Source organism: Klebsiella sp. C349492, assembly GCF_042055345.1.
In the GTDB taxonomy this organism is placed as follows: Bacteria; Pseudomonadota; Gammaproteobacteria; order Enterobacterales; family Enterobacteriaceae; genus Klebsiella; species Klebsiella scottii.
Map to the genome: position 1 here is coordinate 49,991 of NZ_JANQCE010000012.1, position 18,087 is coordinate 68,077.

General features: G+C 54.9%; 18 protein-coding genes and 2 pseudogenes. 15 read left to right on the forward strand and 5 right to left on the reverse strand.

Annotation, left to right across the window (positions count from 1 at the left end):
• Window positions 1–75: 75 nt before the first annotated feature.
• From NWP14_RS27050 to NWP14_RS27060, 3 genes are all read left to right on the forward strand, one after another.
• Window positions 76–1,950 carry a TRAP transporter large permease subunit gene (locus NWP14_RS27050; protein WP_375216268.1) on the forward strand — a complete coding sequence of 625 codons (1,875 nt, stop codon included), beginning with the start codon at window positions 76–78 and terminating at the stop codon, window positions 1,948–1,950.
• A 173-nt stretch (window positions 1,951–2,123) separates the two neighbouring features.
• Window positions 2,124–2,888, forward strand: a complete 765-nt coding sequence (locus tag NWP14_RS27055; protein WP_095105593.1) for an SDR family NAD(P)-dependent oxidoreductase — start codon at window positions 2,124–2,126, stop codon at window positions 2,886–2,888.
• A 47-nt stretch (window positions 2,889–2,935) separates the two neighbouring features.
• Complete coding sequence (locus NWP14_RS27060) at window positions 2,936–3,355, forward strand: RbsD/FucU family protein (RefSeq protein ID WP_095105595.1); 420 nt, start codon at window positions 2,936–2,938, stop codon at window positions 3,353–3,355.
• Between the two features lie 55 nt (window positions 3,356–3,410).
• Here the strand turns inward: NWP14_RS27060 and NWP14_RS27065 are convergent, their stop codons facing one another.
• Window positions 3,411–4,478 (reverse strand): LacI family DNA-binding transcriptional regulator, encoded by a 1,068-nt coding sequence (locus NWP14_RS27065; protein ID WP_375216259.1) that lies wholly within the window; start codon window positions 4,476–4,478, stop codon window positions 3,411–3,413.
• Window positions 4,479–4,670: 192 nt separating this feature from the next.
• Window positions 4,671–5,408 (reverse strand): helix-turn-helix transcriptional regulator, encoded by a 738-nt coding sequence (locus tag NWP14_RS27070; RefSeq protein ID WP_331833640.1) that lies wholly within the window; start codon window positions 5,406–5,408, stop codon window positions 4,671–4,673.
• Between the two features lie 111 nt (window positions 5,409–5,519).
• Here NWP14_RS27070 and NWP14_RS27075 point away from each other — a divergent pair, with 111 nt between their 5' ends.
• Window positions 5,520–5,912, forward strand: a complete 393-nt coding sequence (locus tag NWP14_RS27075) for a nuclear transport factor 2 family protein (protein ID WP_375216260.1) — start codon at window positions 5,520–5,522, stop codon at window positions 5,910–5,912.
• A 258-nt stretch (window positions 5,913–6,170) separates the two neighbouring features.
• Here the strand turns inward: NWP14_RS27075 and NWP14_RS27080 are convergent.
• Window positions 6,171–6,619, reverse strand: a pseudogene (locus NWP14_RS27080) (Hcp family type VI secretion system effector); the annotation flags it as partial.
• 64 nt (window positions 6,620–6,683) lie between these two features.
• On the opposite strand from NWP14_RS27080, the gene NWP14_RS27085 reads away from it, so the two are divergent.
• Both NWP14_RS27085 and NWP14_RS27090 read left to right on the forward strand, forming a co-directional pair.
• Window positions 6,684–7,019, forward strand: coding sequence for a DUF1294 domain-containing protein (locus NWP14_RS27085; protein ID WP_095105435.1), 336 nt, complete (start codon window positions 6,684–6,686; stop codon window positions 7,017–7,019).
• Between the two features lie 114 nt (window positions 7,020–7,133).
• Entirely contained in the window at window positions 7,134–8,336 is a 1,203-nt protein-coding gene (locus NWP14_RS27090) for a multidrug effflux MFS transporter (RefSeq protein WP_095105438.1), read from the forward strand.
• 166 nt (window positions 8,337–8,502) lie between these two features.
• Here the strand turns inward: NWP14_RS27090 and NWP14_RS27095 are convergent, their stop codons facing one another.
• A complete protein-coding gene (locus NWP14_RS27095) occupies window positions 8,503–9,552 on the reverse strand; it encodes an alpha/beta hydrolase (RefSeq protein ID WP_375216261.1) in 1,050 nt (349 codons plus the stop codon).
• A gap of 252 nt (window positions 9,553–9,804) precedes the next feature.
• On the opposite strand from NWP14_RS27095, the gene NWP14_RS27100 reads away from it, so the two are divergent.
• From NWP14_RS27100 to NWP14_RS27135, 8 genes and pseudogenes are all read left to right on the forward strand, one after another.
• Window positions 9,805–10,971, forward strand: coding sequence for an aldo/keto reductase (locus NWP14_RS27100; RefSeq protein WP_375216262.1), 1,167 nt, complete (start codon window positions 9,805–9,807; stop codon window positions 10,969–10,971).
• Window positions 10,972–10,985: 14 nt separating this feature from the next.
• A complete protein-coding gene (locus NWP14_RS27105) occupies window positions 10,986–11,666 on the forward strand; it encodes a heavy metal response regulator transcription factor (protein WP_095105447.1) in 681 nt (226 codons plus the stop codon).
• A gap of 15 nt (window positions 11,667–11,681) precedes the next feature.
• Window positions 11,682–13,148 (forward strand): heavy metal sensor histidine kinase, encoded by a 1,467-nt coding sequence (locus NWP14_RS27110; RefSeq protein WP_375216263.1) that lies wholly within the window; start codon window positions 11,682–11,684, stop codon window positions 13,146–13,148.
• A 63-nt stretch (window positions 13,149–13,211) separates the two neighbouring features.
• Window positions 13,212–13,691, forward strand: a complete 480-nt coding sequence (locus NWP14_RS27115) for a cupin domain-containing protein (protein ID WP_375216264.1) — start codon at window positions 13,212–13,214, stop codon at window positions 13,689–13,691.
• Window positions 13,669–14,430 carry a carboxymuconolactone decarboxylase family protein gene (locus NWP14_RS27120; protein ID WP_095105453.1) on the forward strand — a complete coding sequence of 254 codons (762 nt, stop codon included), beginning with the start codon at window positions 13,669–13,671 and terminating at the stop codon, window positions 14,428–14,430. Before NWP14_RS27115 ends, NWP14_RS27120 begins: the two co-directional genes overlap by 23 nt.
• Before the next feature lie 10 nt (window positions 14,431–14,440).
• Window positions 14,441–15,025 (forward strand): flavodoxin, encoded by a 585-nt coding sequence (locus tag NWP14_RS27125; RefSeq protein ID WP_331833634.1) that lies wholly within the window; start codon window positions 14,441–14,443, stop codon window positions 15,023–15,025.
• A 38-nt stretch (window positions 15,026–15,063) separates the two neighbouring features.
• A pseudogene (locus NWP14_RS27130) lies at window positions 15,064–15,179 on the forward strand (alpha/beta hydrolase); the annotation flags it as partial.
• A gap of 185 nt (window positions 15,180–15,364) precedes the next feature.
• On the forward strand, window positions 15,365–15,754 hold the full coding sequence (locus NWP14_RS27135; RefSeq protein ID WP_375216265.1) for a GFA family protein: 390 nt from the start codon (window positions 15,365–15,367) through the stop codon (window positions 15,752–15,754).
• Window positions 15,755–15,903: 149 nt separating this feature from the next.
• Here NWP14_RS27135 and gcvA read toward each other — a convergent pair whose 3' ends face one another.
• Window positions 15,904–16,809, reverse strand: coding sequence for a transcriptional regulator GcvA (gcvA, locus tag NWP14_RS27140; protein WP_346432050.1), 906 nt, complete (start codon window positions 16,807–16,809; stop codon window positions 15,904–15,906).
• Window positions 16,810–16,929: 120 nt separating this feature from the next.
• Between gcvA and NWP14_RS27145 the strand changes: the two genes are divergently transcribed.
• Window positions 16,930–17,814 (forward strand): DMT family transporter, encoded by an 885-nt coding sequence (locus NWP14_RS27145; RefSeq protein ID WP_375216266.1) that lies wholly within the window; start codon window positions 16,930–16,932, stop codon window positions 17,812–17,814.
• The last annotated feature ends 273 nt before the right edge of the window (window positions 17,815–18,087 follow it).

An 18,087-nucleotide genomic window follows, 5' to 3' on the forward strand; every position in this document is an offset into this window, starting at 1 on the left:
TGTGGGAACCGCCGGCTTGCCCGCCCTCGCGGGTGAACGGCGGTGATATCCATGACCTTACACAGAGAGTTCAAGATGGCTGATATCTCGATTAAAGCAAAGGATGGGTGCGTCGCGCTGGCGCTACTCGGCAGGTTGAGTCGATTTTTGACGACCCTGACCTCCTGGGCCGGGGCATTGGTGCTGTTTATCAACGTGCTGGTGGTTTTCGCATCCGTTATCTGGCGCTATGCGCTGCATTCCCCCATTCACTGGGCGGAAGAGGTGGCGCGCGCGCTGATGATTGCGCTGGTCTTTTTTGGCGTTGCGACATCGACGGCAAGAGGGGGACATATTGGCGTCGATTTGTTCCTGCGCTTTCTTCCGCCGCACGTCCGGCCGTACGTGGTGCACGCCAGCCGCTGGGTCCTGTTTCTGGTTTCCGTCGGGCTGGTGATTTCCAGCTATGACCTGGTCCAGGCCGCGCGCGTGCAGACTACCGAAACCGGTTTACCGCAGATTATCTACGTTATTCCGGTGCTGATTGGATCGGTGGTGATGATGGTCGCCGCCCTAGAGCTTGCCTTACGCGAACGCGCCAGGGTCGTGCTGCTCAGCGGCGTCGGGATCCTCGCTCTTGCCGCGCTTGGCTACGTGAAGCTTTCGCTGATGGCCGATCCGGCCAGCGCGGCGGCGGGGCTGATGCTTATCTGCTTCGTCCTCGGTATTCTCGCCGGCGTGCCGATTGCCTTCACCCTCGGCATGTCGGCGATGGTGTTCTTTATCTGCGATCCGTCGCTGCCGTTTGTCTTCTTCTCTCAGCAGGTTGCGGCCGGGGTCGATCACTTCGTCCTGCTGGCGATCCCCTTCTTTTTGCTCGCCGGAGCGGCAATGGAGATCAACGGCATGTCCACGCGCCTCGTTGAGCTCATCGTGCGGGGAATGGGGCGCTTTCGCGGGGGGTTAAACATGACCACCGTCCTGTCGATGGCTTTCTTCTCGGGCATCTCAGGCTCCAAGCTGGCGGACGTCGCCGCGGTTGGCGGCGTGCTGATGCCGGCGGTACGGCGGGCGAAGCAGGATGGAGAGGAAGCGGCTGGCGTTTTCGCCGCCTCGGCGGTAATGGCTGAAACCATCCCACCGTGCGTAAACCTGATCGTGATGGGCTTCGTGGCCAATATCTCGATCGGGGCGCTGTTTATTGCCGGCCTGGTGCCTGCGGCCTGTCTGCTGGTGCTGCTGATGATTGCCGCCAACCGCTTTGGCGGCAAAATTAACGTCAGCGAGGCCTACCCCGTTCTGCGCCCGCGCACCCAGCTTTATCTGGGCGCCGCCGTCGGTCTGGTGATGATCTTTATGATCGGCCGTGGCGTGATGATGGGGATCGCCACGTCGACCGAGATCTCCGCCTTTGCGGTGATCTACGCCATCGTGGTCGGGCGGCTGGCTTTTCGCGAGCTGACGTTTAAAGCCACGGTGAAGATGTTTATTGATATCGCCGCGATGTCCGGAGTGCTGCTGTTTATCGTCGCCTGCGCCACCAGCCTCTCCTATGCGCTGACCATTCAGATGATCCCGCAGCAAATCGCCGGGCTGCTGGTCGGTATTGGCGTTGAGCAGGGGGCCTGGCTATTCCTGCTGCTCACCATCGTGATTTTGATTATATTCGGCGCAGTGCTGGAAGGCGCGCCGGCCCTTATTATCTTTGCCCCGATTCTGGTTCCGATTGCCGTTCAGCTTGGATTTAATCCATTACATTTCGGCATCATCATGATTCTGGCAATGGGCTTTGGGTTATTTTCACCTCCCATTGGGCTGGGCTTATATACCACCTGCGCCATTTGCGGCGTGGAGATGAAGCACGTTATCCGGCCAATGGCGAAATATCTGGCGGTGGTCCTGGTCGGCATTATTATCGTGGCGATGGTGCCACCGTTAACCACCTGGCTGCCGGGCCTGGCGGGTTACTAAGCGTTGCGTTAATCGTAGTACAAGGCGGTGGCATGATGGCTATGCCGCCGGAATCACTGCCCAGAAGCTGAAATTTACTATGCCAGGGGGTAGGGACGTCCACGTTCCGAAATTGGCCCTGGCGATAAATATTATTCTCTGGTGGCGTTGAGTCTGAATAACAGGAGTCTGAAATGGGATCGTTAACGGGAAAAAAAGTATTTATTACCGGTGCTGAACAAGGTATTGGAAAAGAGACCGCAAGAAAATTAATTGAGGCGGGATGCGATATTTATATTCACTATTTCAGCGGCGAAGACGGGCCCAAAGAGCTGATGGCTATTGCCGAACAAAAAGGACGCAAAGCGGCCTGCGGCCATGCCGATTTAACGGATGAAGCGGAAGCGGCCCGCTGCGTGGCGGCGGCGGCAGAGTTTTTAGGCGGTATCGATATTTTGATCAATAACGTCGGCGGCATCATCGGCCGTAAGTGGCTCGGCGAGATCGACGCCCGCTTCTGGCGGACCGTGATTGACGTCAATATGACCACCATGCTCAACGTGACCCAGCAGGCGCTGCCGTGGCTGAAATCCGCCCCGGACGGCGCCAGCATCGTGAATCTGGCCTCGCTGGCCGGGCGCTCCGGCGGCCACTCGGGGTCGCTGGTTTACTCCACCACAAAAGGCGCCGTGCTGACGTGGACGCGATCGCTTGCCGCGGAGCTCGGGGAGTTTGGCATTCGGGTCAATGCGGTCGCCCCAGGCCTGATTCTGGGAACGCGTTTCCATAATCAGCACACCACCCAGGCTTCTGCCGATCGCACGATCCAGGAAATCCCTCTGGGACGAGCGGGCACCCCGGAAGATGTCTCCAGAGCCATTTGTTTCCTTGCCTCTGAGTACGATGGCTTTATTTCAGGGGCGACAATTGATATTAACGGCGGTATTTACCGGGCGTAACGGAGAGCCGGGCGGTTAACGCCGCCCGTATTTAAGAGAGCATATTGATGATTAAGTCCGATATTATCCATCCTGATTTACTCCAGGCGCTGGCGCTGTGCGGGCATAAGGCCAATATTCTTATTGCCGATGCTAATTATTCTATTTTGACCAACACCGCAGCGCAGGCGCGGATTGTGTACCTGAACTTTTCTCCCGGCTTAATTGGCAGCGTGACGATCCTGCAAAAAATTCTTGGCTATCTTAATGTTGAAAAAGCAACGCTGATGACCAGCCCGCCTGAGTTTGATAATACTATTGCGCGTGAATATCGTCGCATTCTGACAGAAGCGACTGAGCTTGAATATATTGAGCGAAACGCCTTTTACGCCCAGGCAAAATCGTCGGATACGCTGTTAGCCATCGCTTCTGGCGAAACCCGACGTTTTGCCAATATTCTGCTTACCGTCGGGCCGACGCTGGTATGAAAAAAGAGAAGCGCCTTGGGGGCTTCTCTTTTTATCGCAACGGAACGCGCCAGCTTCAGGAAGCGGGCGCCTCGCGTACCGATTGCCGGCGGACCAGCGCGGGAGGGAACAGAAACTCTGCCGGCGAAAGCGTCGGGTTCTCTATCCGCTCAATTAACCGCTCGACCATCACCTCGGCCATCTCTGCCAGCGGCGGCATGATGGAGGTCAGCCCGGGATAAACCAGCCCGGAGAGCGGGATATTATCAATGCCAATAATCGAGATCTCCCCCGGGACGCTGATCCCGGCCTCGTGCAGGCCGGCCATCAGCCCAATGCCCAGGGCATCGTTAATGGCGACAACTCCGTCAGGACGCTGCGACTGCTGGCAGATCTTTTTCGCCAGCGAGCGACCCAGCTCGGTCATTTCCGTGTCGCCATAGGCCGCCATCGTTTTCTCTTCGACAATCATTCCGTCGTAAAAAAGACCGTGGCGGCGCACCGCGCTAAGAAAACCTTCAATTTTGTGCGCCCGGCTGGAGGTCATGCCGGCGACGGTGGTGAAGATCAGGCGCCGACATCCGCGGGCAATAAGATGCTCCGCGGCCATACGGCCTGCTTCGATGTTATCCATCGAGACGCTGTCGAGGGCCAGGCCGCCGGATTCAACGCCGGTAGGCATGCGGCTGTCGTAGTTCACCATCATCATGCCCTGCGCGGCGGCCTGGGCAAAATGCGGTTTTTCAATGTCGCAGGCGGCAACGATAATCCCGCGCACGCCGTGGGCAAACATATCGGCAATAAAGGCTTCTTCTTCTTCAATCTGCCGATAGGTGTTGCCGATCAGCACCCGATAAAAGCGCTTTTTCGCGGCCAGATCGACCTCGCGGACCAGCGAGGCAAAGCTGGGGTTAACGATCGAGGGCACCAGCAGCCCAATCATTTTTGCCTGTCCCGTTTTTAGCTGCTGGGCGACCCGATTCGGCAGGTAATTCAGCGCCTGCATGCTGTGCTGGATACGCGCCAGGGTTTCAACGCGCATCTGATCGGTGCGCCCGTTAAGCACGTTGGATACGGTACTCACCGAAACGCCGGCGTGCTTTGCGACATCACGAATATTTGCCATACATCTCCTTTGCAGCAATTTGTGAATGGCAGAGTCTTCGTCGCATTCAGCATCGCTTTTTTGATGGGATTCATAAACTACAACGGTTTAGTGTAACGTTACAGTTAGCGCTGTCAATGGCCTAATGCGGCTGGCAAACCGGCGCTTTAGCCGGCTTTTTTGCTGCGCGAATCCCGCCGGGACGGGCGGGCGCTCTGCGTCGACAAAGGGTTATTTAGCGATACCGAGCTGTAGCTGACCGGGCGTGTGGCCAAACCGCTCGCGAAATACCTCGATAAAGGCGCTGACGTTGGCGTAACCGCTGCGCGCGGCGACCTCGGCGATCGGCTCCCCTGCCAGCACCCACTGGAGCGAAGTGACCACCTTAGCCTGCTGTCGCCACTGGCAAAAGCTCAGGCCGGTTTGTTCGCGGAACAGGCGGCTGAGAGAGCGAACGCTGATCCCCCAGCGCTGGGCCAGCTGCGCCTGGGTCTGCAGGTTATCCGGATGGGCCAGTAGCTGGTCGGCAACGTTACGCGCGCGGCGATCGGTCGGCAAAAGCAGCTGGAGCGGAAGTTCGGCCGCGTGGGCGATTTCAGCCGCCAGCAGCGACAGCAGGCTGGACGAGTAATCAGCGGGAAAGCCCGGCCGGGGGCCGGCGCACAGGCGCTCCAGCAGGGCCTGAACAAAGCTATCGCTACCATAGATCCCGGGCGTTTGCGGGAGTCTCGCGCAGGTCGATAAATGAAGATAGAGGCTTGTCCCGCTGAGCTTGCCCGGCACCTGGGCCCTGTGGCGCAGGCCGGCGGGAAACCATCCCACCGAGCCCGGCGTGACCGTCCACTGCGCCTGGCCGGTCTCAACTACCATGATGCCGGCTTTAAGCCAGTAGATCTGACCGCTGTTATGCTCATGCCACTCTGTGACATGGCCGCGCTGATAATCAAAGGTTTCGATGCGCATCATCATGGCTGATTGGCCGTATATAATGTCCAGATACGGCTATCGTACCACGACCGCGATCCTCTAACCTTAATTCAACCTGTCGCCACGCTTCGCATAGATTAATTAAGGAATAAGATGAACAAACAAAGTCAGATCGTTATGGACGCCCTGCGGGAAATCATTACGAACCCGCAGCACGAGGAGGACAAAATTGCCCTCTATTTCTCTCCTGACTATCAGCAGCAGGTGGATGGAAAGAGCCTCGACTATCGAGGATTCGTCGGGCATATGGCCTTACTTAAGGCGCTGACTACAGGCATGACCCTTTCGGTTTTGGCCATAGCCGGCGATGAGAATACGGTGTTCACTCATCACCATGTCAAAGTGGATAAAAAAAGCGGCCAGCAGAGCGAAATTGCCGTGATGGCGCGCTTTACCCTGGCGTCCGGGCGCATCGTGCGCTGCGATGAGCTTACTCGCCTTCTCGTTGGGGAGCCGGAGGATCGCGATTTAGGCAGCCGCGGGTAGATCGTCATCAGCGCTCAGGAAGTCTGTACCGCAAGTAAAGATCGCTCTTATCCATTCCTGGCCCCACGGCAGGCAGAATAGCGATCTTTTACCGATAACAGAGATCACACTTTTTCGGCTCGTTAAATCACCAGGGTTTAACAGCCTCTCAAAGCTATTTCCGATGGCTTAAAAAAGTACTCATGAACTGTATTATCCTGAACAGCGCAAAATGGATGCGGGAAAACAGGTTGCCGATCGTTGCGATTAACCTTTTTATTATGCTGTTGGTCGCTGATTCCTGGCGTCTGTAAACTGAATATTCCCGTCGTGGATCTCCCGGCTAATTTTCTCATACTGCAAGCTGATGCTTTCAAGGTGGTTCATTTGGTCATTTGCTGAAAGTTTGCAATTAGGCGCACCACAGTTAACGCCTGTGATCTTTACGTTCTCCATCAACACGGAATAATAGGCCACTTGTTGCCCTGCATGGCTGATATGATAGAACTTGATTTCAGCACTTTTAAGCGTCTGACCAGCTGCAGCGGCTTTGCAAAGGTAGAGTGTAGATCTATCAACTTCCATTTCAATCATCAGTGATGAATGCTGACGTGTGCCAGTGATTTACCCTTGGCGCTGCCTACAGGTAAGTTAATACCGTGACTCAATCCGATGATCTCTGTACTTCCTTTACGGTCTTTAACATCGACAGATCCTTTGAGATCTGCACATCGCCATCGTCCAGAGGTATAGTGGCCTCCTGTTTCAGCTTATAAATGTTACCTCTGGCTAATGAACCTCAATCGCTTTTGTTACATTCTTCTCGGCTTAGCGGCTCTGGGCTGCTTATTTCTTCCCCATGCTTTGGCTATGTGGTTCTTACTGGTTAACGCGCTGACGCTGGCGATTTATGGCGTCGATAAAATGGCGGCCCGCAAAGCCTGGCGCAGAGTCCCCGAGTTGACGTTGCTCGTTTTTGGGCTGGTGGGGGGATGGCCTGGGGCGATTATGGGCCAGCAGCTCTTTCGGCATAAGACGCAAAAGCAGCCCTTCAGGCGCTATTTCTTTATCAGCGTGATGTTGAATGTCGTGGTAACGGCGGCGGTATATCGCTACTTGCTTTACTGAGGCCCGCGAAGTATTCATGAATACCGCTCATAGTGGCTATCCTCCTGCCCGCGATTATCTGCGGGTACAAACCGGTTAACATGCGTCTATCTCATTATCTCCAGATGGATCACCATGCTTAATCCACAGGCACGAACGCAGTCAGCGACGGCTAAAAAAACCACTCTTGCATTTGTACTTATTCTCAGCGCATTAATGGCTGTCACCTCCTTATCAACCGATATCTATCTCCCCGCAATGCCGGTCATGGCGCAAGATTTACAGGGCGATGCAGCGCTGACCATCACCGGTTTTCTTATTGGTTTTTGCATTGCTCAGCTGATTTGGGGGCCGATTAGCGATCGCTTCGGGCGGCGTCTGCCGCTGTTCATCGGTATGGCGTTGTTTGTTATCGGTTCTGTGGGCTGCGCGTTATCAGCGGATATCGTGCAAATCGTCTTCTGGCGCGTTTTTCAGGCTTTAGGCGCCTGTACCGGCCCGATGCTGGCGCGGGCGATGATCCGCGACCTCTTTAGCCGCACCCGGGCAGCGCAGATGCTTTCGACCCTGATGATCATCATGGCCATCGCGCCGATTGCCGGCCCCCTGATTGGCGGGCAAATGATTAAAGTGACGTCGTGGCACGCCATTTTCTGGCTTCTGGCGGTTATCGGAACATTGATGCTGGTTTCGTTATTCTGGCTACCGGAAACATTAGCTGAAAACAGACGTTCGCAGGCGTCGGTATCCAGCGCCTTTCGTAACTATTACGCATTACTGACTAATGGCAAGTACATGCGTTGTACGCTGTGCCTGACGTTCTACTACGTCGCCGCCTATGCCTTTATCACCGGCTCCCCGTTCGTATACATCACGTACTTCGGCGTTGACCCGCAGCATTACGGGTGGCTATTTGCCGTGAACATTGTCGGACTGATGGCGGTGAGCCTGGTCAACCGCCGCCTGGTTCACCGCTATCCGCTGGAAGCGTTACTTAAGATTGCCGTATTCGTCGCTACCCTTGCCGCAATAGTCCTGGCGGTCGCAAGCGGGCTGGGAGTCGGGGGGATTAGCGCGATCGCAGGAGCCGTATTCGTCTTCTTCTCCATGAACGGCATCATTGCTGCAACGTCTACGGCGTGCGCGCTGGACGCCGTACCGAGCGTTGCCGGTTCCGCATCGGCGCTGATGGGGGCGCTGCAGTACGGTAGCGGCATCATCTCTTCGCTGCTGCTGGCGCTGTTCAGCGACGGCACGCCGTGGACCATGGGCTGGATTATTGCGGCGTTTACGGCCGCCAGCGCCTTAATGGCGCTGACCATTCAGATAAAAAAATAACCTTCACCTGACGTCTCCCGTTCGGGTTTATGAATTTCATTCATAGCGCCTATTTAATGGGCGTAATTATCTTTCCCCGTGACTTCGCTAATCTGGGGGTCGTCAGGCGAATAAATATGAGTAACGGCCGGCCCGTCAGGCCGGCCGGGATAGTGACGGCGGCGAATTAAATATTCTTATCGAAGAAGACGTCCAGCTTCCGCACAGCCTGGTCAACGTATTTGGGAACCCAATAAGTTTCGATATGGGTCGCGCCGTCGATCAGGAAGAGCTCTTTGTCCTTCGTGCCGGTGGCTTTAGCGAATGTATCTTCGGTCATATACAGCGTATCCGCTTTTGTACCGGCAATCATTAGCAGTGGTTTATTGATGAGATTGATATGGTCCGTCACGTCAAAGTTCATCAAGTCCAGCAGGCTGCTGGTGGTGTATTTAAACGTTGAGTTCGGGTGGGCGTGGGTTTTCCAATAGTACTCGTAGCCCTGCCGATATAAGGCAAAAGGTAATTTAGCGATCTGCTCATCGGTCAGATTTGCATCGCCGGAGTAAAGAATTTCGCCTCCGGCGGCTTCCTGAGCGCGCGCGTCAGAAGCCTGCTGAAGCCGCTGCTGGATAGTATCCCGCTGCGAATCCTGTAACCCATTGCGGCGTACAAGCCCTGAGTTAAACATGCTGATTGTGGCAATCGATTTGAATCGCTTATCCGTTTCTGCTGCAACAAGTGAATACCCGCCGCCTCCGCAGATGCCAAGCAGACCGAGGCGGGAAGTATCCACCCCCGGGTACTGGCTGATGTAGTCAGCCATCCCGTGAACATCCTCAATGCGGTTAGCGGGTTTATCCACGCTGCGAGGCATCCCCCCGCTGCCTCCCTGCCAGGCGGCATCGGCGGTAATCGTAATGTAGCCGTGCTCTGCCAGACGCTGAGCGTACAGCCCGGCAACCTGCTCTTTTACGCCGCCGTTAGGGTGGGCAACCACAACCGCAGGGGACTTTTTCGCGGGATCGTAGTTGGCCGGCGTATAGACGTTCGCGGCAATCTGGATGCCGTGCAGATCGTATTTCACCGGGTGGATGTTGACCTTGCCTTTGACGTTTTCGGTGATGGCGCCGTCATAGACGAGAGTAAACGGATTCTTTTTGTAATCAGCCGCATGGGCCGAGGTGATTCCGGCCATTGCCGTAAACAGCATGGCGCTTAACAGCGTGAATTTCATGGTATCTCCCAACGAGTAACGGCCTGTCCATGCAGGTCCGCAAGATCAAAATTGCGGATTCAGAGTAGGGAGCGAGGACTGTCAGCATCGTGACAGGCCAATAACATTTTTGTCAGGAAGCCGCGGTTTGGCAGGCGCCAGTTTCTGACAGGGCTGTCAGGCAACCGTCAGCTTTATGTTGGCAATCAGGCGGCACAATGACCGCAGATTACACGAGGCTGATGTTCAATTAGCGCAGAAAAGGAGCGAACCATGAAAAGCCAAAACAATCCGGCGCTGCCCGGGCGACGTAAGCTTTTAGCGGCCGGAGCCGGCATCGCCGCGGCGTCACTGCTTCCCCACGCCCTGGCAGCAGGGAAATCCTCTTCGTCGGATTCATCCGGACAAGGCAGCCAGCGCTCCGCTACGCCGGGCAGACGCAGGCTCGGGGAGCTGGAAGTCTCCGCCGTGGGGTTGGGCGTTCAGAACATGAGCCGTAAATACGACACCTCTACCCCGTGGCGTCCCGAGATGGTGAATATTATTCGCCGGGCATTTGATGAGGGCGTGACGTTTTTTGACGCAGCCGAAGCCTACGGTCCCTTCGAAGTGGAGAAGATCCTCGGGGAAGGGGTGGCTCCTTTCAGGGATAAAATCGTTATCGCCACGAAGTTTGGCTGGAACATCGATCAGCAGACCGGCAAGCGCCTGCCGGGCCTCAACAGCCGGCCGGAGCATATCAGAGCGGTTGTCGAAAATATGCTCAAACGCCTGCGGACCGATCGCATCGACTTGCTGTATCAGCACCGGGTCGATCCTCAGGTTCCGATCGAAGATGTCGCCGGCGTGATTAAGGATTTAATGGATCAGGGAAAAGTCCTGCACTGGGGACTGTCGGAAATGGGCATCAATACGTTAAGGCGGGCCCATGCGGCCGTACCCGTCACCGCCGTACAAAGCGAATATTCGATGCTCTGGCGGGGACCGGAAAAGCACGTGCTTCCGGTATGCGAAGAGCTGGGAATTGGGTTTGTGCCGTGGAGCCCGTTAGGCGTGCAGTTTTTAACCGGCTGGATTGATGAGAATACCCGGTTTGCCGCCGGTGATTTCCGCGCGACGGAAACGCGCTTCTCGCCCGATAACCTCGCGCACAACATACAGCTGGTTGAGTTACTGAAAGCCTGGGCGATAAGAAAAAATGCCGCGCCAGGTCAGATAGCGCTGGCATGGCTGCTGGCTCGCAAACCCTGGATTGTCCCGATCCCCGGCACCACAAACCAAGACCATATGCGGCAAAACACGGCTGCCGCAGGAGTCTCGCTGACGCCCGCCGAGATGGCCGAGCTCAGCCGTTCGCTGGATGCGATCGCTATCCAGGGCCAACGGCTGCCGGATGCCGTGCAGGTTTATTCCGATGTTGAAGCGCCGTTGAAAGGTTAAGAGGAAGTCTCGTTATGCGTCTGCTGTTAGTCGAAGATGAAGAAAAAACGTCAACCTATCTCAGCCGTGCGCTGGGTGAGTCCGGATTTACGGTGGATGTTTCTGCCGATGGCGCTGAAGGGCTTCACTACGCGCTGGAATTCGACTACGACGCGATAATCCTCGACGTGATGCTGCCGGGAATGGATGGCTACCGGGTGCTTGAGGGCGTGCGGGCCAGTAAACAAACCCCCGTGCTGATGCTATCCGCGCGGGGATCGGTTGACGAGCGCGTCAAAGGGCTTCGCCTCGGCGCTGATGACTACCTCCCCAAACCGTTCTCACTCATTGAGCTGGTGGCGCGCATTCAGGCGCTGGTGCGGCGCCGGTCAACGGATGGGGTTGATATCACCCAGTTGCAAATTCACGATCTGCATCTCGACCTGCTGGCTCGCCGGGTGTTTCGCGCCGGTTCGCGGCTGGAGCTGACCGCCAAAGAGTTCTCTCTGCTGAGCCTTCTTGCCCGTCATCAGGGAGAAATCCTGTCGAAGATGATGATTGCTGAGCAGGTATGGGACATGAATTTTGACAGCGACGCCAACGTGGTTGAGGTCGCCATTAAACGCCTGCGGGCCAAAGTTGATGCCCCGTTCGCCGTTAAATTACTTCATACCGTACGCGGTATGGGATACGTCCTCGAAGTCAGGCCTGAATAAATGAAGAGGATAAGCATGGCCAGACGCTCCATCTCAGTCCATCTGGCGCTGATGTTCGCGCTATCCGCACTGCTGATCGTCTCGGTTATCGGCATTCTGCTGCGAAGCTCGTTGCACGACTCGCTGCAAAAGCAGATGCACAACGAGCTGTTATTCCGTGAGTCATTAATGAGCCCGTGGATCGCCGCGCGTACCTCGGCCGACGGCTGGTCAACGCTGGCCAATAAATTCACCGTGCTGGCCAATTCAGAAGGCGAGCGCGTTCGCTACTGGATAGTGAGCAATAATCCACGATTCAGCGTGGGGGGAACGCCGCCGGTTGGGGTTGAGTGGTCCGCGTTGCGGGAGGGCTTTAATAAAGCGCCCGGCGCATCGGAAGGCGCATGCTCGCTGTTCCTGTTAGTAAAAACTATCCCCGCAAACGGCGAAAGACCTGCGCTACGCTACGTGGTTGCCATCGACTCCACGCCGTACATGGGCACTCTCGATGCGTTCACCCATACGCTGCTGGTTATTGCCGCATTGGGGGTATTTATCGTCGCTTTGCTGGGCTATATGGTCTCAAGGATTGGTATGCGGCCGGTGGGGGCGCTCGGTAAACAGGCGCAGCATCTCGCGCCGGGGGATCACGGCCAGCGCCTGGATACCAACGCATTGCCCGGAGAGCTACGGCAGCTAGCCTCATCCTTTAACGGAGTGCTGGAGCGTCAGGAGGTCGCCTGGCGACAGCTTGAAAGTTTTAACGCCGACGTTGCCCATGAACTTCGTACGCCGCTGACCAACCTGATTGGCCAGACGCAGCTGGGGCTCTCACGTCGACGTTCGCATGATGAGCTGGAAGAGTTGCTGGGGTCAAATCTCGAAGAGCTTGAGCGAATGACGTCGATCGTTAACGACATGCTGTTTCTGTCCCATGCGCACGCGGGCGAACATGCCTCCCAGCTTGCGCCGGTCTCCCTGCGTGAGGAGACGCTTAAAACAGCGGAGTATGTCGAACCCTCCTTTGCTGAGAAACAGCTTTCCCTTGACGTTGAAGGCGATGTCACCGCGCATATTGACCGGCGGTTGTTCCACCGTTCACTGGCCAACTTGCTGGAAAACAGCGCAAGGCATTCGCCCGCTAAAAGTACGGTAACCGTCAGGTTGAGCGCAAAGAATAATCAAGCCTGCGTTGAGGTTTCGAACCCAGGCGATCCCATTGCGGCAGCGCATTTGCGTCGGCTTTTTGAACGTTTTTATCGCGTCGACTCATCTCGTGCGCGGAGTGATACGCATCATGGGCTGGGGTTATCGATCGTCCGTGCCGTGGCGATTATGCATCGGGGGGACGTCTTTGCGCGCAGCGAAGGGGGGATCAACACGTTTGGACTGACTTTGGCAATGCAGCCGGATAAAAAAACCGGCAGCGCCTTCGCCGGGGCGGGGGAGGCAAAAAGGCTGGCGGGCCAGGCTGACGCAATTGTCAGGCGTTCGTCAGCCTGACGACATCGCCCCCTCGTTAGAATCATCGCAGGCCATCCCCTTCCAACGATAAGGACGCTTTGTATGACTCAACGTTTACGCTACCTCGGGCTACTGCTGCCGCTCATTGCTTTTACATCCTCGGCCGCGGAGCAAAATGCCGCCGTCCATATTGCCGCCGCCGGTAGTCAGAACGCGGTATCCGGGCCGGCGGAAAATTTTAGCGGCCGCGTCCGGGTTGATCCGCTCTTCAGGCCGGATAGCGACATCAACGTTTCCGCAGCTTATGTCACGTTTGAGCCCGGAGCGCGATCCGCCTGGCATACGCACCCTGCGGGTCAGAGGCTCATTGTGACCTACGGCGTAGGGCTTACGCAGCAGGAAGGCCAGCCGGTACAGGTCATTCGCCCTGGCGATGTCGTCTCTTGCCCGCCGGGCGTCAGGCACTGGCATGGCGCAGCGCCGGGCAGCGCCATGACGCATCTGGCGATAACCGGGATTGTGGATGGCAAAAGAGTGAACTGGATGGAGAAAGTGACGGATGAACAATACCACGCCCGTTAAGGCATTAACGGCAGCGGCACTGCTGACCTGGGGTTTTAGCCTCACGGCAAATGCCGCGCCGGTGACGAAAGGAGCCACAGAAATGAATCAAGAACAAACCGTTTCAGACTCGTTGTCTGCCCGACAGCAGGCTATCCCTTTGATTGCGGCATCAATGGCCAGCAGTCAGATGGATAAGCTTAATGCGGCGCTTAATCAGGGTCTGGACGCCGGACTCACGATAAACGAAGCCAAAGAGATTCTCGTCCAGCTCTATGCCTATACGGGTTTCCCCCGCAGCCTGAATGCGCTTAATGAGCTGATGAAAGTGGTTGAAGCGCGCAAACAGCGGGGCATCGCAGACGTTGAGGGTAAAGAACCGGGCAAACCGGTTCCCGTCGGGGAGGAACTTCTCCGCACCGGCACCGCAAATCAGACCAAAATCTCCGGGGCTCCGGTTCAGGGGCCGCTTTTTGATTTTGCGCCGGTCATTAATCAGTTCCTGCAAACGCACCTGTTCGGTGACATTTTTGCCCGCGATAATCTCGACTGGCAAAGCCGCGAGCTGGCAACGGTGGGCGCATTAGCGGCTACGCCCGGGGTTGAAGCGCAGCTGTTATCGCATACGCGGGCAAGCATGCGGGTCGGCCTGACGGCAGGACAGCTGCGGCAGCTGGCACAGGTACTGCGCGAGCATGGTGAAAACGATGCCGCCATGCGGGCCGAACGCGCGCTGCAGCAGGCGCTGGCGAGCAGGTAGAGGAACCGGTATGGAACACGATCCCACCCGCAGAGCGTTAATTACGGCGCTGGCCGGGCTTACGCTGGCTAGCGTCACGCTGGCGCCGGCGGCGTCCGCAGCCGCCAACGTTCGGGGCAGCAGCCGTATTCTGGTGGCGTACTTTTCACGTAGCGGGAATACGCGGGTGATTGCCGGCGTCATTCATCGCAGCCTGAAAGCCGATCTGTTTGCAATCGAACCGGCTGCGCCTTATCCGGAGGACTATTTCCAGACCGTTGAACAGGCAAAAAACGAGCGTGCCCGGGGAACAAAGCCGGCATTAAAAAATAGCGTCGCGGATATCGGGCGCTATGAGACGGTTTATTTAGGCTTCCCCATCTGGGGAACCAGCGTGCCTCCCGTGGTGCAAACCTTTCTGAGTACCCACAACCTTGCGGGTAAATTACTCATCCCCTTCATTACCCACGGCGGCTACGGCAAAGGTGACAGCGAGGATATCCTCGCTGTCCTTGCTCCGGCCGCTCGTCGGGAAAAACCGCTGGTCATTGAATGCGATCAGGAACGCAGAACCACGGAGACGGTAGCCGGTTGGCTAGAGGCGATACGCGGCTGATTTATTGATGCGGGAATGACGTTGCGGACACGCTGACCATCTGCACGACGCACCTTCCCTATATAGGGGGAACGGAAATACCCACTTCCCGTTATCAGACCTCAATAAGGTGCAGGTTGCTGATTTGGTGGGTAAGTTATTGAAAGAAAAATAGCTGCCGTAGTACGAGATAATATTGAGCCTCCATTATTGAGGGCTCAGAACATCGGCTTTATAAAGGCTAATGTAGCCTCATCGTGGCGAAGGGATGTTGAACGTGACTGTCTGCTTTGAGCTGTGAGTTCAACGGGTCGATGCTATCTTTAACACTTTGTTAGCGTTGATAAGGGATCGACTGGTATGGATAAGAAATTGTCTGGTGGGTGTTTATGTGGATTTATCAGATTCACAGCGGTGAACCCTTCTTCCTCTCATTCCTGCTCCTGCGATATATGCCAGAAGCATTCTGGCTGCCAGACCGCAGTATGGCTTGAATTCCACTCGGATGATGTTGAATGGACTGGCGAAGGGGGAGTGCCTTCCCTGTTCCGCTCATCCACGGCTTCATCCAGGGCATTTTGCGCCCGGTGTGGCACCTCTGTCGGCGCTATCGATGACGATCCGGTGATTGCTTTGCTTAGCGGTATTTTTGACCACAACGAGCGCGCTTTGTTTTCGCCACAATTTCACTCATTTCAAGATATGAAACCTGAATGGTGGAGAAAAATCATGCCTGATACCGCTGTCTAAATAATGAAGCAGTGCCATGTTCAAAGTGACTGCAACACGATGTCGCTTCAATTATAAGGTTAGTGTTAGTTTTGGCCCTTAGCTGTCTGCAATGAGCGAGGAGCGGAATTTGTGACCTTATGAATTAGATTGAACCTGAATCAACATCTTTATTTTCTCTCGCCTTGTATCGCTGGGTATTTATTGGCTGCTGTTGTAATCCAGTCACGGAACCGGCGACTTATCTTCTGCAATATAGCGGACTCTTCGTACACCAGGTAGTACGCAATCGGCGAATCAACCGGCATTTTCAGCGGGTTAATCAGCAAGCCACTTGCAAGTTCTTCCTGAACAAGAGCACTGCGAACAAGCGCAATACCTTTACCTGCGATTGCGGCCTCAATCACGCCGTTGGAATCGACGAAAACAGGACCAGTGTCAGTATTCACATTGGCAATACTCAGTGCACGAAACCAGACGGACCAGTCCAGTCGGTGTTCATCATGCAACAGCGTGTACTCTGCAATATCGATCGGTGATGAGAGTTCGTGTTCCGGTGCAATTAATCGGGGGCTACAGATCGGGAGAAGTTTATCGTTCACCAGGCACTCAGACTCCATTCCAGGGTAGCTACCAGCGCCGTGCCGGATAGCGAAATCAATCCCTTCAGACAGTAAATCAACCTGTCTGTTGGTTGTACTGATTTGTACTTCCACACCCGGGTTGGCTTTTTCAAATGCAGGCAGCCGTGGCAGCAGCCATTGAATGGCAAAACCACTTGTGCAACTAATCGTTACTTTATTTGCCTTTCCATCATTCGTTAAGCGTTGTGTTGCTTCTGCTATCTGGCTGAAAGCGGGCCGTATCGCCCTCAGATAGATGCGCCCCTCAGTTGTCAGTTCGAGACGACGAGGACTGCGTATGAACAATCGAGTGTTCGTCACGTTTTCCAGTTTTGCAATCTGCTGGCTGACAGCGCTGGACGTTACGCATAATTCTTCAGCAGCGGCCTTCATACTCATAAGTCTGGCCGCAGACTCAAAACACATAAGCGCATGTAAAGGTGGGATTTTCATCAGATATTGTGCTTTATAAGTTAGAAAATCTTAAGTATAAACAAAAATCTTGTTTGTCGACATGTCTGGCATGATTCACAGTTTCGTTGTTACTTCCCCTTCAAAGAAAAAGGAACTGTTATGCGTGTTGCTGACTATCTCCGGTTACTCCTGCTTGCCGCTATTTGGGGGGCGAGCTTTCTCTTTATGCGTATAGCTGTGCCGCAATTCGGTGCCATTAACACCGCTTTTTTGCGGGTGTTTTTTGGCTTTGCAGGCCTCGCGGTTATTTTGTTTATGCTTAAATCCTCTTTTGATTTTAAAGGTAAATTCAAGTCCTCAGTGGTACTTGGCGTGATTAACTCCGGGTTGCCCTTTCTGATGTATTGCCTTGCGGCCAAATGGCTACCTGCCGGGTATTCAGCCATTTTGAATGCAACAACGCCTTTGATGGGGGCACTCGTTGGATTTTCATGTTTTGCGGAAAAACTGACACTCCGAAAATGGGCTGGCATGCTCCTGGGACTTGTCGGCATCATTGTGATCACCACAATTGGTGAAGCATCGTCTGCGGATAAGCAAATTGCCGGTGTTATTGCCTGTCTCATCGCTACCGGTTGTTATGGGGTCGCCAGTTTTCTGACACGAAGCTGGATTTCCAACAAAGGCGGACTCGATCCTAAAATTGTCGCCTTCGGTAGCCAGATGGGGGCATCTATTTTTCTGATGCCTTTTTTTCTCTGGAGCACCAGCATTGGCCCTACTGTTGACTGGCTACAGCAAGAGGCATGGGTAAGCGTAATTGCAGTGGGAGTGATCTGTACTGCGTTTGCTTACATATTGTATTTCCGTCTGATTGCCGATGTCGGGCCGTTACGTTCATTAACAGTGACATTCTTAATTCCTCCGTTTGGCATGCTGTGGGGATATATTGTGCTGGGCGAAATCGTTAACAATGGCTTCATTATAGGGGCGGCAATTATAGGTGTTGCTGTCTGGATGGTTGTGAGCCCGGAAAAAAACTAATTAGTGGTGAAGTATAATGAATAAAAACAACGGGCTTTCATAACCAGGAAGCCCAGAGGAGTTTAATTAAAAGCTAATTAACGCAGAAACTTATATTTATCAGTGATTCTTTTTTACTTGATTATAAAAATAAACGTCCGCTCCTGGCTGTGAGTTCAATGGGTCGATGCAACGCTATCCTTAATCAAGGGGGACGTTGCCATGAAACGAAGAACTCGGATTAACTACACGCCAGAGCAGAAGGCGATTATCTGGGACAGATATAAGCAAGGT

Coding starts and splice junctions, on each gene's coding strand:
- NWP14_RS27055 (WP_095105593.1), top strand. CDS start 2,124: ATGGGATCGTTAACGGGAAAAAAAGTATTTATTACCGGTGCTGAACAA.
- NWP14_RS27120 (WP_095105453.1), top strand. CDS start 13,669: ATGAACAATACCACGCCCGTTAAGGCATTAACGGCAGCGGCACTGCTG.
- NWP14_RS27145 (WP_375216266.1), top strand. CDS start 16,930: ATGCGTGTTGCTGACTATCTCCGGTTACTCCTGCTTGCCGCTATTTGG.
- NWP14_RS27095 (WP_375216261.1), bottom strand. CDS start 9,552: ATGAAATTCACGCTGTTAAGCGCCATGCTGTTTACGGCAATGGCCGGA.
- NWP14_RS27115 (WP_375216264.1), top strand. CDS start 13,212: ATGACTCAACGTTTACGCTACCTCGGGCTACTGCTGCCGCTCATTGCT.
- NWP14_RS27060 (WP_095105595.1), top strand. CDS start 2,936: ATGATTAAGTCCGATATTATCCATCCTGATTTACTCCAGGCGCTGGCG.
- NWP14_RS27100 (WP_375216262.1), top strand. CDS start 9,805: ATGAAAAGCCAAAACAATCCGGCGCTGCCCGGGCGACGTAAGCTTTTA.
- NWP14_RS27105 (WP_095105447.1), top strand. CDS start 10,986: ATGCGTCTGCTGTTAGTCGAAGATGAAGAAAAAACGTCAACCTATCTC.
- NWP14_RS27125 (WP_331833634.1), top strand. CDS start 14,441: ATGGAACACGATCCCACCCGCAGAGCGTTAATTACGGCGCTGGCCGGG.
- NWP14_RS27090 (WP_095105438.1), top strand. CDS start 7,134: ATGCTTAATCCACAGGCACGAACGCAGTCAGCGACGGCTAAAAAAACC.
- NWP14_RS27110 (WP_375216263.1), top strand. CDS start 11,682: ATGGCCAGACGCTCCATCTCAGTCCATCTGGCGCTGATGTTCGCGCTA.
- NWP14_RS27070 (WP_331833640.1), bottom strand. CDS start 5,408: ATGATGATGCGCATCGAAACCTTTGATTATCAGCGCGGCCATGTCACA.
- NWP14_RS27075 (WP_375216260.1), top strand. CDS start 5,520: ATGAACAAACAAAGTCAGATCGTTATGGACGCCCTGCGGGAAATCATT.
- gcvA (WP_346432050.1), bottom strand. CDS start 16,809: ATGAAAATCCCACCTTTACATGCGCTTATGTGTTTTGAGTCTGCGGCC.
- NWP14_RS27050 (WP_375216268.1), top strand. CDS start 76: ATGGCTGATATCTCGATTAAAGCAAAGGATGGGTGCGTCGCGCTGGCG.
- NWP14_RS27085 (WP_095105435.1), top strand. CDS start 6,684: ATGAACCTCAATCGCTTTTGTTACATTCTTCTCGGCTTAGCGGCTCTG.
- NWP14_RS27135 (WP_375216265.1), top strand. CDS start 15,365: ATGGATAAGAAATTGTCTGGTGGGTGTTTATGTGGATTTATCAGATTC.